At 39.2% G+C, this 18,916-nt stretch carries 10 protein-coding genes; 9 read left to right on the forward strand and 1 reads right to left on the reverse strand.

Annotated elements, in window-relative coordinates:
- Nucleotides 1-52 precede the first annotated feature (52 nt).
- The 6 genes from hemA (at nucleotide 53) to OD355_RS03860 (ending at nucleotide 9,213) form a co-directional block, all read left to right on the forward strand.
- A complete protein-coding gene (gene hemA / locus OD355_RS03835; RefSeq protein WP_263037131.1) occupies nucleotides 53-1,258 on the forward strand; it encodes a glutamyl-tRNA reductase in 1,206 nt (401 codons plus the stop codon).
- A gap of 7 nt (nucleotides 1,259-1,265) precedes the next feature.
- Nucleotides 1,266-2,213 (forward strand): hydroxymethylbilane synthase, encoded by a 948-nt coding sequence (hemC, locus tag OD355_RS03840; RefSeq protein WP_263037132.1) that lies wholly within the window; start codon nucleotides 1,266-1,268, stop codon nucleotides 2,211-2,213.
- Nucleotides 2,214-2,216: 3 nt separating this feature from the next.
- A complete protein-coding gene (locus tag OD355_RS03845; RefSeq protein WP_263037133.1) occupies nucleotides 2,217-2,915 on the forward strand; it encodes a uroporphyrinogen-III synthase in 699 nt (232 codons plus the stop codon).
- Nucleotides 2,916-3,286: 371 nt separating this feature from the next.
- On the forward strand, nucleotides 3,287-4,327 hold the full coding sequence (gene hemE, locus OD355_RS03850) for a uroporphyrinogen decarboxylase (protein WP_263037134.1): 1,041 nt from the start codon (nucleotides 3,287-3,289) through the stop codon (nucleotides 4,325-4,327).
- Nucleotides 4,328-4,456: 129 nt separating this feature from the next.
- Nucleotides 4,457-6,280 (forward strand): excinuclease ABC subunit UvrC, encoded by a 1,824-nt coding sequence (gene uvrC / locus OD355_RS03855; protein WP_263037135.1) that lies wholly within the window; start codon nucleotides 4,457-4,459, stop codon nucleotides 6,278-6,280.
- Between the two features lie 56 nt (nucleotides 6,281-6,336).
- Nucleotides 6,337-9,213, forward strand: coding sequence for an alpha/beta hydrolase family protein (locus OD355_RS03860; RefSeq protein ID WP_263037136.1), 2,877 nt, complete (start codon nucleotides 6,337-6,339; stop codon nucleotides 9,211-9,213).
- 820 nt (nucleotides 9,214-10,033) lie between these two features.
- Here the strand turns inward: OD355_RS03860 and OD355_RS03865 are convergent.
- The gene (locus OD355_RS03865; RefSeq protein ID WP_263037137.1) at nucleotides 10,034-11,464 is read right to left on the reverse strand and encodes an L-serine ammonia-lyase; all 1,431 of its coding nucleotides are present in this window, start codon (nucleotides 11,462-11,464) and stop codon (nucleotides 10,034-10,036) included.
- A gap of 243 nt (nucleotides 11,465-11,707) precedes the next feature.
- Here OD355_RS03865 and OD355_RS03870 point away from each other — a divergent pair, with 243 nt between their 5' ends.
- Genes OD355_RS03870 through OD355_RS03880 form a run of 3 tightly spaced genes read left to right on the forward strand, consistent with a single transcriptional unit; the run spans nucleotide 11,708 to nucleotide 18,305 of the window.
- Nucleotides 11,708-12,970 (forward strand): ROK family protein, encoded by a 1,263-nt coding sequence (locus OD355_RS03870; protein ID WP_263037138.1) that lies wholly within the window; start codon nucleotides 11,708-11,710, stop codon nucleotides 12,968-12,970.
- A 42-nt stretch (nucleotides 12,971-13,012) separates the two neighbouring features.
- Nucleotides 13,013-16,438 (forward strand): SusC/RagA family TonB-linked outer membrane protein, encoded by a 3,426-nt coding sequence (locus tag OD355_RS03875; RefSeq protein ID WP_263037139.1) that lies wholly within the window; start codon nucleotides 13,013-13,015, stop codon nucleotides 16,436-16,438.
- Nucleotides 16,439-16,448: 10 nt separating this feature from the next.
- On the forward strand, nucleotides 16,449-18,305 hold the full coding sequence (locus tag OD355_RS03880; protein WP_263037140.1) for a SusD/RagB family nutrient-binding outer membrane lipoprotein: 1,857 nt from the start codon (nucleotides 16,449-16,451) through the stop codon (nucleotides 18,303-18,305).
- Nucleotides 18,306-18,916 lie beyond the last annotated feature (611 nt).

Below are 18,916 nucleotides of genomic sequence, written 5' to 3' on the forward strand. Positions count from 1 at the left end.
ATGGTTAACTTTGTCGTCGATTTACAATGACAGAGAAACTGAAACGTGCTTAATGGATATTCAACATTTATTTGTAGCGGGCATTAATTATAAGAAAAACGACATTGGCGTACGCGGTAGTTTTGCTTTATCTCCTGAGCAATACCTGATGTTGCTGGGCAAAGCCAAATCGCTCAATTATACAGACCTTTTTGTTTTATCTACCTGTAACCGGACCGAAGTTTACGGCGTAGCAGACCAGGCTTCAGATCTTGTAGACCTGCTGTGTGAATTTACACAAGGCTCCAAAGAGGTTTTGCTTGAAAAAGGCTATATCAAGAATGGCTGCTTTGCTGCCGAGCATTTGTTTAATGTTTCTGCAGGTCTTGACTCGCAGATACTGGGCGATTATGAAATCGTAGGTCAGCTCAAAAGCGTGGTAAAGACTGCAAAAGCGTGCGGCACTATTTCTTCTTTTTTGGAGAGGCTTACCAACACTGCGTTTCAGGCGTCTAAGATTATTAAGAATACAACAAAGCTCAGTGGTGGCACCATCTCTGTAGCTTTCTCTGCAATACAATATTTAAAGAAAACCAAACAATCTTTCAGGAACAAAAAAGTGATCATTATAGGAGCTGGCAAGATCGGGAAGAATACCTGTAAGAACCTGAAAGACTATTTGAAAGTAAAAGATATTACCATTGTAAATCGTACCAACGAAAAAGCACAGGCATTGGCAGTAGACCTTGACATTGATTTTGCACCGTTCGAAAATTATAGCGAGCAATTGCGAAAAGCTGATGTGGTAATCGTGGCAACGAATGCAGAAACACCCGTGTTGAGCAAAGAAGATTTTAAAGATTGCGGTAACAAAATATTAATAGACCTTTCTGTACCCAACAATATTGATGTGAACGTAAAGGAGCTGGAACATATTTCCCTTGCAAACGTTGATGACCTTTCAAAGATCAATGATGAAACCCTGGAAATGCGCGAGGCCGAAGTGCCGAAAGCTAAGAAGATCATCATGGAGCATGCAGACGAATTTTACAATTGGTACAAACAGCGTAAAAATGCACCGCTGATCCGCACTGCAAAACAAAAAATGCTTGATCTGAACAATAAAGTTTTTGTAATGGATTACAATCAGCAGGAAAAAGACATGACCGTTCATCGTGTAATAAAAACAATGGCTGTAAAAATGCGCGCCGACCACAGGCCGGGTTGTATTTACCTGGAGGCTTTGAACGATTTTATTGCGCAGAAAAAATCATCCTGAAAATTTAATGGAAAAAATCATCCGCATCGGAACACGTGATAGCAGGTTAGCCGTATGGCAGGCATCGCAGGTAAAAGCAATGCTTGAAATCCAAGGCTGTGTGTGTGAATTGGTAAAAGTAAAAAGTGAAGGCGATCTTGACCTGGTAACGCCATTGTATGCAATGGGCGTGCAGGGCGTATTTACCAAAACGCTCGATGCTTACCTGCTGAGTAATAAAATTGATGTAGCCGTACATTCTATGAAAGATGTGCCTACGCAACTGGCCCAGGGTATTGCAACGGCTGCAGTTTTAAAAAGAGCTAATTACAAAGATCTTTTTGTATATAAGAATGAGCACGTGCTGGAAAAATATTTTTATTCAGATGTAGATGAGCAGCGGATTGCAGAGGGTGTGATCGCTACGGGCTCAGTAAGAAGAAAAGCAGCTTTGCTGAATAAATTTCCTAAGATCAGGGTTGAGAACCTGCGTGGCAACGTGCAGACCCGTATGCAGAAACTCATGAATAATGATTGGGATGCCGCCATATTCGCTGCTGCCGGTTTAGAACGGCTGGACGAACGCCCGGCTTATGCAATAGAGATCGACTGGATGCTGCCGGCTCCCGCGCAGGGCGCTATAGCGGTTGTTTGCCGGGAAGAGGACGTGGAAGTGAAAGAAATATGCGCACCTCTCAACGATCAGGATACAATGCTGAGTGTAAACAATGAGCGCGACTTCCTGAAAACATTAATGGGCGGCTGTTCCACACCTGTTTCAGCTTTGGCGCAGGTAGAAAACAATAAATTGAAGTTTAGCGGCAATATCATTGCCTTAGACGGAAGCGAAATACTGGAAATTGAAAAAGAAGTGGATTTGCGAGATGCAACCGAGGTTGGCATTGGCTGTGCTCAGGAGCTCCTGGCAAATGGTGCAGATAAAATTGTTGAACAGATACGCTCAATAAATAAATAAATTTTGCAGAGCCACATCAAGATATTGTCTACTAAAGTACTTTCCCCGGCAAGTGCAGCTATGCTTGAAAACAAAGGCGCATCAGTGTTCCAGCACAATTTCATTAAAACTGAAAGTATATTAACCGATGCTGATGCCGGCCTGGTAAACAGCCTTGCCCAGCAAGGGCTGCATGTGATTTTTACCAGTGCAAATGCGGTGTATGCGGTTGCTGAAAAACTACAGTTCCAGCCAAAGTGGAAGGTGTTTTGCATCAATGGAAAAACCCGGAAAACCATAGAAAAATTATTTACCAAAGTTCAAATTTTAGACAGCTCACCCACCGGTGAATTATTGGCCGAAAAGATCTTGGCGCATAGTGATGTACGGCATATTGTGTTTTTTTCAGGTAGCAGGCGGCTGGATACTATACCCGGTGCATTGATGCATGCAGGTTTTAATTTACAGGAAATAGTCGTGTATAAAACTTCTCTAACGCCGGTACTGCTGGATGAGAATTTTAGTGGCATACTGTTCTTCAGCCCCAGCGGTGTAGAAAGTTATTTTTCTGTAAACCGTATATCTAAAGAAACAGCGTTATTTTCAATAGGACCATCCACTACCAAGGCATTGAAGAATTATTCAGGCAATATTTCAGAGTGCAGCTTTCCTTCAGAAGAGGAATTGGTTGACATAGCGTATGGTTATTTTTTCCCGGGATGAGGAATAAGAAGGTTCACGCAAAGTGCGCCAAAGTATTTTTACGCAGAGAGCGCCAAGTCAAAGTAATAGTTATGGAAATTGAAAATAAACAACATCTTAGCGAGCTTAGCGCAATCCCTTTGCGGGCTTTGCGTGAAATAATAAAATACTAACTATATTTCGCAGCGATAAAATAATACACACATGAAATAGCAAAGTTGCATACCAACCGCGAATGAATAAAGGCTATTCCATGTGACCATAAAGAAAAATAAAAAATATACACATGAAATAACCATAAAGATTAAGAATCTATACCAACCGGGAATGATAATAAAGAATGAAGGTTTTGGTTATTCCGTGTGGCAAACAGAAAAATTAAATATTAACACATGAAAAAAGATGCTACTTTAAAGAACAACTTATTGATAAAAACACTTTTAGGCGAACCTGTAGAGCGCACGCCTGTGTGGATGATGCGGCAGGCAGGCAGGTACCTGCCCGAGTATATTAAGCTTCGTGAAAAGTATTCTTTCTTTGAGCGTTGCCAGAATCCTGAGCTGGCGTGTGAAATCACTTTACAACCTGTAGATATTGTAGGAGTAGATGCTGCTATCTTATTTTCAGATATTCTTGTAGTACCGCAGGCAATGGGACTGGAGGTACAATTGGTTGAAAAAATGGGCCCCTGGCTGCCCGCGCCTGTAAAAACAAGCGATGATCTCAACCGCGTTTTTGTGCCCGATGTACATGAAAAATTAAGTTATGTTTTTGAGGCTATTAAACTAATCAAACAAGAACTCAACGGGCGTGTGCCGCTCATAGGCTTTGCCGGCGCTCCGTGGACTTTGCTGTGCTACATGGTACAAGGCAAAGGCAGTAAAACGTTTGACGAGGCCAAAGGGTTTTGTTACCAGCAGCCTGCTTTGGCACATACCCTGCTCCAGATGATCACAGACACAACCATCGCTTATTTAAAAGGCCAGGTTGCTGCCGGCGCAGATGCTGTACAGATCTTTGATAGTTGGGGCGGGTTGCTCAGCAAACAGGATTTTGAAATTTTCTCATTGCAGTATATCCGGCAGATTGTACAGGCATTGAAAGAAGAAGCGCCAACCATTGTATTTGCCAAAGGAGCCTGGAGTTCCCTTGGCGAAATGGCTGCTACAGGTGCGCACGGACTGGGAATAGACTGGTGCATTGAACCGCAGGCTGCGCGTGCATTGGCAGGAGATAGCGTGGCGTTGCAGGGAAATTTCGATCCGGCTAAACTGCTGTCGCCGATACCGGTGATACAGAAAGAAGCCCGGGAAATGCTGCAGAAGTTTGGCCGGGGCAGGCATATAGCCAACCTTGGCCATGGCATATTGCCTAATATCCCGGTAGACCATGCGAAGGCATTTGTTGATACTGTGAAAGAATATAGCTGGTGATAAATATACACTGGTAAGCAGCATATCCCTTCTAATGTTTTAATATGATAATTGGCTTGCGCTGCACATGGCTTCAGCAAGCGTAAACCTTAATTTTTATCTAAGTTCTGTATTTGCTAAATTTGCGTGATGACTGCTGATGAGTTCCGACAGATTGTGCACACTATCCCGAATAACGCAGGTATTTACAAATATTACGATGCGGCAGATAATCTTATCTATGTAGGCAAAGCCAAAAACATCCGCAAGCGTGTAAGCTCTTATTTCAATAAAAATAATGCCGGCTATAAAACACACGAACTGGTATTGCGGATTGCCAGGATAGAATTCACCATTGTTGATACAGAGCAGGATGCCTTTCTGCTGGAAAATTCACTTATTAAACAATTCCAGCCGAAGTTCAATATCATGCTCAAGGATGATAAAACGTATCCTTATATCGTGGTAAAAAGAGAACCCTTTCCAAGAGTATATCTTACGCGGAATAAGATCCGCGACGGCTCTGAATACATAGGCCCCATAACCAGTGTACATCGCGTTCGCGAGATACTTGCCTTTATAAAAGAAACCATCCCATTGCGCACTTGTAAACTAAACCTCACACAAAACAACATAGCTAAAGGGAAGTTCAAAGTATGTCTTGAGTACCATTTAGGAAACTGTAAAGGCCCTTGCGAAGGCCTGCAGACCGAAGAGGACTACGCCGCGTCTATACAACAGATCAGGCAAATTGTAAAAGGCAATCTTACGCCTTTGCTGCACCAGTTAAAAGCAGAAATGCAGCAACATGCAGAGAACCTGGAATTTGAAAAAGCAGAACTGGTTAAGAAAAAGATAAGCCACCTGGAGGCATACCAGGCACGCTCTGTAATTGTGAGCGCAAGGCTGGGTACACTGGATGTATTTTCAGTTTTGAAAGACGGTGATATCGCTTATGTAAATTACCTGATGGTGGAAAATGGTACTATCATTAACACACACACCGTAGAGCTGGAAACGAAGCTGGATGAAGGTGAACATGAAGTGCTTGCATTTGCTGCTATAAACCTGCGCGAAGAATTTAACAGCCCGGCAACGGAAATTGTTGTGCCCTTCCCGATAGATTACCCGGGTGATCATATAAAAATTACGGTACCTAAAAGTGGTGAAAAGAAGCAACTGCTTGACCTTTCCGATAAAAACGTAAACTATTTCAAAGAAGAATTAAGAAAGAAAAAGATACTGAACCTTGAAGGCCATGAGGATATGGACCGCAAAAAAGTATTGTACAAATTGCAGGAAGATCTGCAGATCCCTGAATTTCCCGCGCACATTGAGTGTTTTGATAACTCTAACTTCCAGGGCTCTTATCCTGTGTCTGCGATGGTATGCTTCAAGGATGGCATTCCTTCTAAAAAAGATTATAGGCATTTCAACGTAAAAACAGTAGAAGGCATCAATGATTTTGCCACGATGAAAGAAGCTGTGCACAGGCGTTACAGCCGCCTCTTAAGAGAAGATCAGCCCCTGCCTCAGTTAGTAGTTATTGATGGTGGAAAGGGGCAGTTAAGCTCTGCAATGGAGGCAGTGACAGCGCTTGGCCTGCAGCATAAAATGCTGGTGATAGGCCTGGCAAAAAATGAGGAAGAAATTTTTTACCCCAATGATACAGAATCCCTGAAGCTCGACTGGAATTCCGATTCTCTGAAATTAATCAGGCGAATAAGGGATGAGGTTCACCGCTTTGGCATTACGTTTCACAGGAATAAACGTTCGAAAGGCACTTTCAAAAATGAGTTGGAAGAAATTCCCGGTATTGGCAAAAATACTGCGCAGCAACTGTTGAAGCGTTTCCGGTCTGTAGCGCAGATAAAACAGCTTACTGAGCGGGAGCTTACTGCAGAGATCGGCGCATCGCGTGCAGCAAAAGTCTGGCGTTATTTTCATGACAGCGATGAAGAAAGAGTGTTATAATCTTGAAATATAAGCTTCTCACAATTATATTTGTATGTATTCAAAAAAGTATATTCATGTTAAGAATTAAAAAGTTCATTTTTATATCTGTTTTATTATTTCCTCTGTTTTCAGCGGCACAAAAGAAACCCCTGGATCATAGTGTGTACGATGGGTGGCAATCTGCGCGGTTTTTACAGTTGAGTGATAACGGTAAGTACCTCGCTTACATGATTTGCCCACAGGAAGGCGATTCGCTCATGGTGCTGAAGCATAAGAATGGTAATGGTTTGGCAGAAATACCAAGAGGCTATGCAGGCAAATTTACAAAAGAAGGAAATTATTTTGTTTGCAAAATAAAGCCTTTTTATAAAGCTATCCGGCAGGCGAAGATCGATAAGAAAAAATCGGATGAAATGCCTAAGGACAGTCTTGCTATTGTGAATTTGCTTAATGGAAAAATAGAAAAAATAGCAGATGTAAAAAGTTTCAGACTACCGGAAAAAGCCGGCCCCTGGCTGGCATACACCGTTGATATTTCTGAAAAGAAAAAAGAAAAAATACCTAAAAAAGATTCGGTAGTAGCTATTACAACACTGCAAAGAAATATTGATAGTTTGCAGCAGATTGTAAAACTGGCACAAGCAAAGGGATTGAATACTGTTCCTGTAAAAAAAGACACCCCTCAAAGCAAAGCCGATACGCTTAATAAAAATCAGCTTATTGTAAAGAATCTTTTAAAAAATATAGTTTTAAAATACAACAATGCAGAGGATTGCCAATTTAGCGCAAAGGGTAATTATGTTGCTATAAGCTTGAAAGATGCAATAGATACCACTAAGAAGAAGGCAGTTGCCGTTGTAAACCTCCATACACTGAAGACCGATACTATTCTGCGATCGTTGAATGATGTGCGCTCCATGATATTTGATGAAAAAGAACATCAGCTTGCTTTTATAGCTGAAAAAGACAGTAGTGAAAAATCATTGCTGAAGTTTTACGACCTTTATTATTATACGCCTAAAAACAATGTTGCACAAAAAATAGCTACCCGCCATTCCAAAGGAATGAAGCAGGGTTGGGGGATAAGTGAGAATAGCAGGCTTAAATTCAGTAAAAAAGGAGATTTGCTTTTTTTTGGTACAAACTATATTTTGCCGCTAAAAGATACAGCTTTGCCTGAGTTCGAAAGGGTGAATGTAGACATCTGGAGCCATAAAGATTATGCCCTGCAAACCATGCAGCTATCAAATTTGAAAGACGACCTGAAAAGAAGTTTCCAGGCAGTATGGAATGTTATGAATGATAATCTGTATCAGCTCGAAGACAGTACCTATTCAAAAGTTGATATTACTGAAGAAGGTGACGGTAAATATTTTTATCTGATTTCTACCAATGCCTATACACCAGCTTTACAATGGGCAGGTTATCTTGCTAAAGATATTTATGTAGTTAATTCGCTTATCGGTGATAAAAAGCTTATCATAAAAAACTTCGAAGGCAATACATATGACTCTTACACCGGAAAATATCTTTTGCTGTATGATGCCAATGCAAAAAAATATAGCATTTATAATGCAGAAAAAAACGATTTAAAAACTGTCGATATTCCTTATCCGGTATATGATGAGGATAATGATATGCCTATGAACCCGGACAATCACGGTATTGCCGGTTGGACCAGGGATGATGCATTTGTACTTATTTATGACAGGTATGATACCTGGAAAGTAGATGTTGCTACCGGCAAATCTTCATTGTTATTCCCTTCCGGAAGAGCCGGGAAAATATCTTCCAGGTATATAAAAGTAGATGATGATGAAAAATTCATTGATCTGCAATCGCCTCTGTACTTCAGCAGGTTTAGCGAAGAGACCAAACAAAACCTTTATGCAGAGCTGGCTATTTCCGGCAAGCGTACTGTATGGCGCAATATTACTGAATTTCAGCCGGTGAAGTATCGCTCACTTACCAAAGCAAAAGATGCACGCGTGTTTCTTTATACAAAAGAAAATTACATACAATCTCCGGATGTATATGTGCATGCAGGTAAGGAAATAAAACTTTCTTCTATAAATCCCCAGCAGGTGAATTATAATTGGGGTACGGCCGAATTGTTTAAATGGACTGCTTACACGGGAAAACTTACCGAAGGCATTGTTTATAAACCGGAAGATTTTGATGCATCCAAGAAATACCCGATGATTGTATATTTCTATGAAAGAAATAATGAAACGTTGTATGACTATATTGCGCCAGCGCCTACACCTTCCAGATTAAACATCAGCTTCTTCGTAAGCCGCGGCTATATTGTTTTTGTGCCGGATATCTGGTACAAAACCGGTTATCCGGGTCAGTCAGCTTATGATTATATTGTCAGCGGCACAAGAGCCCTGACCGCGCTTGGGTATGTAGACAGTACCAGGCTTGGCTTGCAGGGACAGAGTTGGGGAGGTTACCAGACTGCACATTTAATTACACGGACAAATCTGTACAAAGCTGCCTGGGCGGGCGCACCCGTTGTAAATATGTTCAGTGCTTACGGTGGCATCAGGTGGCAAACCGGCATGAACAGGCAGTTTCAGTATGAGAAGACGCAAAGCCGTATTGGCGCCACTATTTGGGAAAAACCGGAATTGTATAAAGAAAATTCACCGCTGTTTTATGTTCCGGCTATAAATACACCTCTGGTTATTATGCACAATGACAATGACGGCGCGGTGCCCTGGTACCAGGGAATAGAGATGTTTACTGCCATGCGCAGGCTTGATAAGCCTGTATGGTTATTGAATTACAATGATGAGGAACACAATCTTATGCAGCGAAAGAACAGGAAAGATATTTCCGTACGTGAACAACAATTTTTTGACTGGCTTTTAAAAGATGCTCCGCCTGCTCCGTGGCTGCGCGATGGCGTTCCGGCAATTATGAAAGGAAGGACCTGGGGATTGTAGAAGAGTGCTGTTATTATTATGTTGTGATATTGATTGTTTATTGATTAATTGTTGGTTGTTGAGTTGTTGTTTTGTTAGGCTGTGATCCTTTTATGATATTGATTGTTTATTTGTTTAATTATTGAGTTGTTGAATTGTTGTTTTGTTAGGCTGTGATCTTGCTATGATATTGATTGTTTATTTGATTAATTGTTGGTTGTTGAGTTGTTGTTTTGTTAGGCTGTGATCCTGTTATAATATTGATTGTTTATTTGTTTAATCGTTGAGTTGTTGTTTTGTTAGGCTGTGATCTTGTTATGATATTGATTGTTTATTTGATTAATTGTTGGTTGTGTAGTTCTTATTATGTTCACTTGATAGCTTGTTCATTTATTAACAGCATCATTCCTCTGCGTCGTCCTATATTTCGCAGCCATGCCAGGTATTTTCACCTGACATAGCTTTCTATGTGGTACTTTAAACACAATGGATGCGAGGGATACACAAAGTTTCCTTTACATAAAAAATATATATTTCAAGAGAATTGGCTGCAGGCGCAAGCGTCCGCTTGTGCCTGCAGCCGAGCGTCATTATAAGCGAAGTGCTCCGACGGTTCTGGAGTCTTCAGACGGACCGAAGTACATTCACCTCATGTTCTTCAAAGCGTCTTCGCTTTGAAGAACTATTCTCTCGCCTCCAGGCGATAACGGCTGGGGATATTGTATCGGCTATTATGAAGGCAGGAGATAGGATTGTAGTTCCGCAGATGAATAAGCTGTTCGTTATTTGCAATGTCGAACCCGTATCTGGAGATTTTAATCTCCAAAAAATATATGTATGGCTAACATTCTTTCATGCCTAAAGGTACGTTGATGGCCAGGCCGCCGTCAGCAGTTTCCTTGTATTTGCTGTTCATATCCAATGCTGTGTCCCACATAGTTTTCACTACTTTGTCCAGCGATACTTTTGCATAGTCTGGAGAGCTTTGCAGCGCAAGCTGGGAAGCCATAATGGCTTTAATAGCGCCCATTGTATTTCTTTCAATACAAGGCACCTGCACCAGCCCTCCAATCGGGTCGCAGGTGAGGCCCAGATGATGTTCCATTGCTATTTCCGCCGCCATTAATGCCTGCTTTTGCGTACCTCCCAGGCTCTCGGTAAGCGCAGCCGCTGCCATGGCTGAAGACACACCTATCTCTGCCTGGCAACCGCCCATAGCAGCCGAAATAGTAGCGCCTTTTTTGAAAATGCTGCCGATCTCCGATGCGGTCAGTAAAAAGTGAATGATTTTCTCATCGTCATTGCCGTTTGCAAAAATAATGTAGTAGAGCAGCACCGCAGGAATCACGCCTGCTGCCCCGTTCGTTGGGGCTGTAACCACGCGACCGAAAGAAGCGTTTTCCTCGTTCACCGCTAAAGCAAAGCAACTGATCCAGTCCAGTATGGACTGGAAATTCGTGGAAGAATTTTTAATGATTGTAATCCATTCTTCAAAAGAGGTGTATACTCTTTTATCTACCAGTTTTTCATTGAGATCATAAGCACGTCTTTTTACATGCAGCCCGCCAGGCAATTCTCCTTTCTGGTGCACGCCCCTGTAAATACATGATTTCATGGTTTCCCAAATGTGCAGCATGCCTTTTTTTGTTTCCTCTTCATTGCGCCAGCTCTGCTCGTTTTCCAATACAATATTGTAGATTGGCATACCTGTTTTGATGCACCAGAATAAAAGATCTTTGGCGTCATCTATAGGGAAAGCCAGCTCCGAGAAATTTTTATTCAGATCGTTGGTGTCGCCTTCCTTTACCACGAAGCCTCCACCGGTTGAGTACCAGGTTTCACTGAACGAGTCCCCGTTTTGCAGCGTTACCAGAAAGCTTAAGGCGTTGGGGTGAAAAGGCAAGCTTTCTTCATACAGAAAAATAATGTCTTCATCCGGATGGAAGTCTATTGCTGCCACGCCACCCAGATTTAGTTTGCGGCTTTTTTCAATCTGCTCCATTTTGGTATAGATATCATCTACAGGAGTAGTTTCTGGGCATTCATACAGCAAGCCCATTTTTACAGCCAGGTCAGTGCCATGGCCTTTACCCGTTTTAGCCAGCGAGCCATACAGCAATACCTGCAATTTTTTTACGGCAGATAAAGTATATTTTTCTTTCACACCATCTATAAACTTCATAGCCGCTTTCCAGGGCCCCAGCGTGTGGGAACTGGACGGGCCTATTCCTATTTTAAAGATATCAAACGCCGAAATAGCTTCGTGGGGCATAAAACTTTTTTATACAGCTAATATAGCAATAAATCTTTAAAAACATTAAGGCGTGTTTTAAGTATAAGAACAGTCGTTCTTGCTGATTCTCAATGGATTTCCATTATTTATTGTGTAAATAATATTCGTTGTATAGTTAAAAAATTTTTTTCTTATGGTTTATTAGTTAACTAATTTTATCTAAATAATTATATTTTTATAAAAACATTTTGTTTTTTTGGTAAAAGTTATTTTACTTTGTCTTTGAATAATACTAACATCAGTTTTAATGATGTGCCCATGAAAGAAGTTTCTTATAAAAGTTCAATAATACGTGAAGTATATTTTGCCGGTAACATATCCTGTATGGAACTGAGCAAAAAGATGAATAAAAGCTTGTCATTGACCAGCAAGTTTCTCAACGAGATGATTGAAGATCAGATTGTTGAAGAGAATGGTTACGCACTTTCCAGTGGTGGCAGGCGCCCGCTGATGTATAGATTGCGCAAAGATTTAATGTATATAGTTTCGGTAGCCATGGACCAGCTGATCACGCGCATAGTGATCATGGATATGCACAATAATTTTGTAACGCCTGTAACCAAAGTAGAGCTGCCCCTTACCAACAATTATGTAGCGCTGCAGACCCTTACTGAAGCAATCGTAAAAGTTATTAAAGATTCTGAGATAGACAAAGACCGCATAGCAGGCATAGGCATAGGCATGCCGGGTTTTGTTGATCCTAAGGCGGGGCATAACTATACATTTTTAGGAGCTAATATTTCCAAGCAGATTAAGATCAGTACCGGTATTCCTGTTTTTATAGAGAACGACTCCAGTTCTATAGCTTTGGCAGAGTATTATTTCGGCTCGGCCACTGATAACTCCATGATCATCAACTTCAACTGGGGTGTAGGTTTAGGCATTATTATTAACGGAGAGCTGTACAGGGGCGCAAATGGTTTCGCCGGAGAGTTCAGCCATATACCCATGTTTAAGAATGGTAAGCTCTGCAGTTGCGGCAAGATCGGTTGCCTTGAAACAGAGTCTTCTTTTATATACATGATCAATACTGCGGAAGAGAGGATAAAAGAAGGTAAGCAGAGTTCTATGGCAGGCAGGCTTACAGCAGATAAAAATTACGAAGAGAAGAGCAAGTTGTTTGCAGATGCGGTTACCAATGGAGACAGCCTTGCCATAGAGCTGGTTTCAGAAGTAGGCTACAACATTGGCAGCGGCATAGCTATACTGATTCACTTGTTTAATCCCGGCAAGATAATCCTCAGCGGAAGAGGGGCTTTGATGGGCAACATCTGGCTCACGCCGATGCAGCAGGCTTTGAATGAAATGTGCATACCCAAGCTTGCCCGTTTTACGGAAATCAGTGTTTCTAAGATGGGCTACGAATCTGAACTGATAGGAGCAGCTATATTGGTAATGTCTAATGTTGAAGAAATATACCAGGAAGCCCGGCAGAAAGAGAAGCTGCGCAAAATGATCGGCAGGGAGACTAAAATAACAGATTAAAAATATAAAGACTTTAATTCAATAACAATAAAAGAAAAAAAAATGAGAAAAACACGAACACTCATTTTAAAAGGGTTGTTAAGCATATTTACCCTTTTATTATTGCAAACAGGGTTTGCACAAAACCAGCGGACGGTTACGGGGACTGTAAGAGATACAAGTGGCACGGGATTACCTAATGTGTCAGTAAAAGTACAAGGAAGAACAACAGGGGTTGTTTCAGATATGAATGGAATATACTCTATTAAAGCACAAAATGGAGATGTTCTAGAGTTTTCTTATGTGGGTTATATTACTGAATATGGTGAAGTTAAGGGTAATATAGTTGATATAACTATGCAGCCTGAGGTCACAATAGCAGGTAATGAAATCGTAGTTACAGCACTCGGCATCAGAAGAGAAAACAGAAAAATTGGTTATGGAATGACAACTATTCAAGGAGATGATTTAGCTAAAACCAATACTGTAAATCCTGTTCAAAGCTTGCAAGGTCAGGCTCCTGGTGTTAGTATTACAACCTCGGATGGAGGACTTTTTGGGAATTCAAAAATACAGTTGAGAGGTGTTTCATCTTTAAACTCTAATAATAATCAGCCCATTTTTGTAGTGGATGGTGTAATTTTAGAAAATGGCATTTCAAATGCCTCTGCAGACTGGAATACAAGTTCTGATGATTTTGGTAATATGCTCAAAAATTTAAATCCAGATGATTATAAGAGCGTAACCGTTTTACGCGGTGCAGCAGCTACGGCTTTATATGGTTCTCGTGGTATGAATGGTGCCATTATCATAGTTACTAAAGATGGTGCAGGTGCGAAAGGAATAGGAGTATCTATTAAACAAACCTTAGGCATTGATCATGCATATAAAATTCCTGATCTGCAATATGAATATGGAGAAGGAGATATAGCAGGATATATTAGTTATGGTGAAAAGAATCCAAATGGAGGTTATTACCGCTTTGACCAGAATCAATTTTATTTGAATGATAAAGGTATTCCTACTAAAATAGGACATCCTGCAGGTGTAGGCTATGGGCCTAAATTTGACGGAAGAAAAATTATAGATTATGATGGTACTGAAACTACTTATTCTCCAAATAGGAATAATCTGCTCAATGCTTATAAAAAAGGAATTTTAAGTACTACTTCTGTTGCTTTGAGTGGAGGAAATGAAAAAGGAAATTTCTATTTATCGGATGCTTACACTTACCGCACTGGCATGTTGCCTAATAATAAATTTGAGAGAAATTCATTATTATTCAGTGGAGCATACAATCTGGCAACGTGGCTAAAAGCGGAAGCGTCGGTATCGTTTACTACCTCCACTTCTTCTAATCCAAGGAATGATATGGCCGAATATTTTATTGATGGAACTTTTAAGAATTACTACAACACAGATAAATTTAAAAATAAGGAATACTGGCAAGCTGCGCATGGGGGTATTCCAAACGGAAGTTATGGCGATAAATATGCAGATGTTCCAGGAAAGAGCCTTTGGTTTGGTTATAATTTAAACAACAGTGTCCAAAAAGATCTTGTTACGCGACCTGTTGTAAAGCTTTCGGCAAAAGTAACTGACTGGTTGTTACTTATGTTAGAAGGTAATATGAATTACTATACCACAAAGGCTGAAAATAAAGAATTAGGTTCCGGATATGCAAATGATGGAGGTAAGTATTTATTAGGCCACACGGAGGATTTGAGTAAAACAGGAAAATTTACAGCCAATATTAATAAAGATATAAATGAAAATTGGTCTTTCAACTTAGTAGCAGGTGGTGAAATGTGGAAACAGGACAAGTCATATACCAGATCCTGGACAGATGGAGGCTTGATTGTTCCCGGCCAATATTTCTTAGAGAATTCTAAAAAGAATATATTAACGGAAGGAAAAGTACAAGGTAATAAACAAATTAACTCACTTTATTTTTTAACTAACTTTGGCTACAAAGATCAATTATTCTTAGATATTACAGGAAGAAATGACTGGTCCTCTGCATTAGTTTATTCTGATGGAACAGGGAATAATTCTTACTTCTATCCTTCTGTATCTGTTTCCTGGTTAGCACATGAAACATTTAAACTGCCCCAATCAATTTCTTTTGCAAAGTTGAGAACATCGTGGGCACAGGTTGGTAGTGATACAGACCCTTTCTTTATAAATAAAGGTTATACAATAGGAAAATATGAAATGAATGGAGGAAATTTTGTATATACCAATGGTATTTCTTCCATCTTAGTTGATAAAGATATTATGCCTGAAAAAAAGAACTCTTTCGAAGTTGGTGCAGATATTCGCTTCTTTCAAAACAGACTTGGTTTCGATTTCTCATTCTATAATGATATAATCAATAATCAAATAGGCATGGTACCTGTAGAGTCTGTAGTTGGGTATGATAATTTATTGACAAATATTGGTTCATTAAGAAACAGGGGTATTGAACTAACTGTAAATGCTGTTCCGGTAAAAAGTACTAACGGATTTAGATGGAATACTACGTTTAATTACTGGAAGAACAGAACAATGGTTTTAAATTTGCATAAAGATTACGGAGCATATATGGTGTTAGGTGGTCATCCGTCCTATGGAAACTTTAGAGTAGCTTCAGTAGCTTATGACGGTGGCGACTATGGTGTGCTAATGAGTGATAGCAAGCCTTTGGTTTGGCAGTCTAAAGATGATAAAGGTAATAATATCAGTGATCCTCGTAACGGAATGAAAGTTTTAACCTGGAATGATGGCAATAGAGGTGCATTTTATACAAGAAGCGGAAAAGTTGAAGAAGTTGGTAAAATGCAACCAGATTTCGAAGGTTCATGGATCAACGATTTATCTTACAAAGGATTTAATTTATCGATTCAGTTAGATGCAAGATTTGGAGGTCATATGGCTTCTTTCTCTAATAGATATGGCACTGCTAATGGCTGGCTGGCAACGTCCTTATACGGAAGAGATGCTGCTCATGGCGGCATAACCTGGACGTCTCAATATGCAGATACTAAAGGCCAGACGTTCACAGATGGAATTATTCCAGAGGGTATTTTTAATAAAGGCCAGATGGTTACGACGCCAGCAGGTACCAAACAGGATGTAGGCGGAATGACTTATAAAGAAGCTTATGAAAAAGGATACGTTGAGCCTGTGCACGCAAGCTATTATACTTATTTCAATAATTCATGGTCTAGAGGTGTTGTTAACGACGACTGGTTTAGTAAAGTAAGCTACATAGCATTGCGTAATATTTATTTCGGATACAATTTACCTAAAAAATGGATAAGCAGTACACCAATTAAAAATCTTACTTTAGGATTAAATATTCGTAACGTAGCATATCTGCATAATAGCTTACCCAATCATATAAATCCCGAAAGTTTTAGAGGTACAAGTAGTAAAGAATCTTTCTTTGAACGTAATTTTATACCCTACACCAGAAGCTATACATTCACCCTAGGTATTGATTTATAAAATAAAAACAATGAAAAATATATTAAGAATAACACTGATCGTCTTCATTTTATCTTCTGTTTCATGCAGCAAAGAAAAATGGGCATCCCTTAACACTGATCCATCTATTGTTGGAAACCCTGACTTGAGATATTCCGTAGCCCGCACTGTAGAAAGTATGTATAATGATGATTATATAGTGTGGTTTTACAATAATTTTGACTATGTTTTTCCCTGGTCACAGCTGACTACAACAGGGGTTGGTAATAGTGAAAATTTTGTGGAAATGACTAATTACGACAATCAGAATTTATACAGAAATCTTATACCTAATGCCATTGACGTAAGATTAAGAGTAGATAAAATGCCGGCAGAAGAAAAAGCTAGAATGGCTGCAATGAGAGCTATAACCTTTCCTGCTGTTATTCAGCCCGCAATAACAGTTACAGACAATATAGGATCAATCGTATATACAGAGGCCGGTATTGCGTTAAGTACAAATCCTCCTGTTTTAACCGCGGTTTTTGATAACCAACAAAAATTATTTGATACATGGTTAAGTCAATTGGACACAGCTATTCATGACCTAACAGCTAATGTGCCCAACAGATTCGAAATTGGCGTAGAGGACTTTGTTTATAAAGGGGATTATAAAAAATGGGCTAAGTTCTGTAACTTGTTGAAATTAAGAATTGCAGCCCGTCTAATTAACGCAGACAGGGCAAAGGCATTGAAAATTGCAGAAGAAGTAGCTAATTCTTCAGCTGGTTATATGGATGCTCTCGAAGATGATTTCATTTACAACAGGGGCATTAAATATTATGGTACTAATAATGGAACTCAACCAGGTTCTGCCGCAAAAAACGTTGTTGATTTTTTAGTGCAAAATAAAGATCCTCGTGTAAGATTTATTTTCACCAAAAACGGTTTTAATGCTGAGGTTGTTCAACAATTTATTGATGTTAAAAAACCTTTGCCATCTTATATCTTGAACAATATTAACTTTGATGCTAATGGCAATTTCGCAAGCTGGAAAGGAGCGGGAGAGCCTTGGGTAAGATATTATGGAGTGCCTGTCTCGCCAAAGAAAACGTTTGAGACACAATATGATGAATATTTTAAGCAAAGCGAAAGAAATAAAATTACGATAGGAGATGTTAACAAAACTTATTCTTCTACTTCAAGTTACTCCGAATTTCTTACTCGTACAGGTCTTAACTTCACCTACCCTACTAAAGTCAATGGTAGGGTAATAGAACAAAAGGATAACTATCCTGGATACAATCTTATTTTAGGCTCATCTGCAGAAACTAATTTGTACTTTGCTGAATTTAAATTACTTGGTGCTAATCTACCTAAATCTGCACAGGAATATCTTAATAAAGGTGTAAGAATGTCTGTTGAAAGAATGAATTCAATAGCCCAAAGTAATAAGTTTCCATATTATGATACAGATCCTGTTTATTCTGGTGATATGGCATCTCAAGCTTCTATTAAATTAAAGCCTGGAGAAATTGATAATTTATTAGCTCAACCTTCTTATAATTTATCTTCTAATGCTCTTGAGAAAGTATACATTCAACAGTTTATTAATTTCGCAAATACGCCTTATGATTTGTGGACTTTAGTAAGAAGAGCGGGAGTATTTCTTTCAAATAGTACTATATTACCAAGGGAAAAATTCTTAGGAAGTGGTGGTAATGACTTAATTATTCCACGTAGATTTATGATTAATGCGCCTCTGGAGTCAAGTAAAAATTTCCAAAATGCTATGAAAGCCGTTCAAGAGCAAGGATTTACTACTGGAGTTAATACGCCAACCATACTTAATCAGGAACGCTTATGGTTTGATAAGCAAAATCCTGATTATGGTGTAGGACCTAAATAATATATAAAATTATTAAAAGTAAAGGAGCCGTCTCAAATTGATTTGAGGCGGTTTTTTATTATTAAGAATATGAGCGCTGCTTTTTTGCAGATGTTAGCCACCATTTTTTTAGGCTTCTTAAGAAACCCCTTTCTCTCGCACACATTTTTTCTTGGATGATTAGACTTAAGAACTTATGCAGGCTATGGGCCCGCTCTTATTGCAATATCATTCTTTTATTTAAAGCTTTATGACAATTTACCTTTAGAAACAACTACCGTATTAATATTATAACAATGATTTGGCTATTTAACATATATTAATATAAATTCTATGTAAACGTTTATCTTTATAAATTTACACTATTATAATGTATATAGCATTGTAAAAATATATTTTATATATATAAATTTAATAAAAAAGAATGAATATTATATTTCATTTAGGCTAATATCTTAATTTTTTTGCAAAATATTTTATCTTTATGTACGATATATTCAGGAATAAGAAAGCACATACAATAACGCAGAAAAATTATTTAATAACCAATAAAAAATAAGAAATGAGAAAAAAAAGAAGACTCATTTTAAATGGGCTGTTAACTATTATAGTCCTTTTAATAATGCAATCAG

Source organism: Haoranjiania flava (assembly GCF_025631005.1).
Lineage (GTDB): Bacteria > Bacteroidota > Bacteroidia > Chitinophagales > Chitinophagaceae > Haoranjiania > Haoranjiania flava.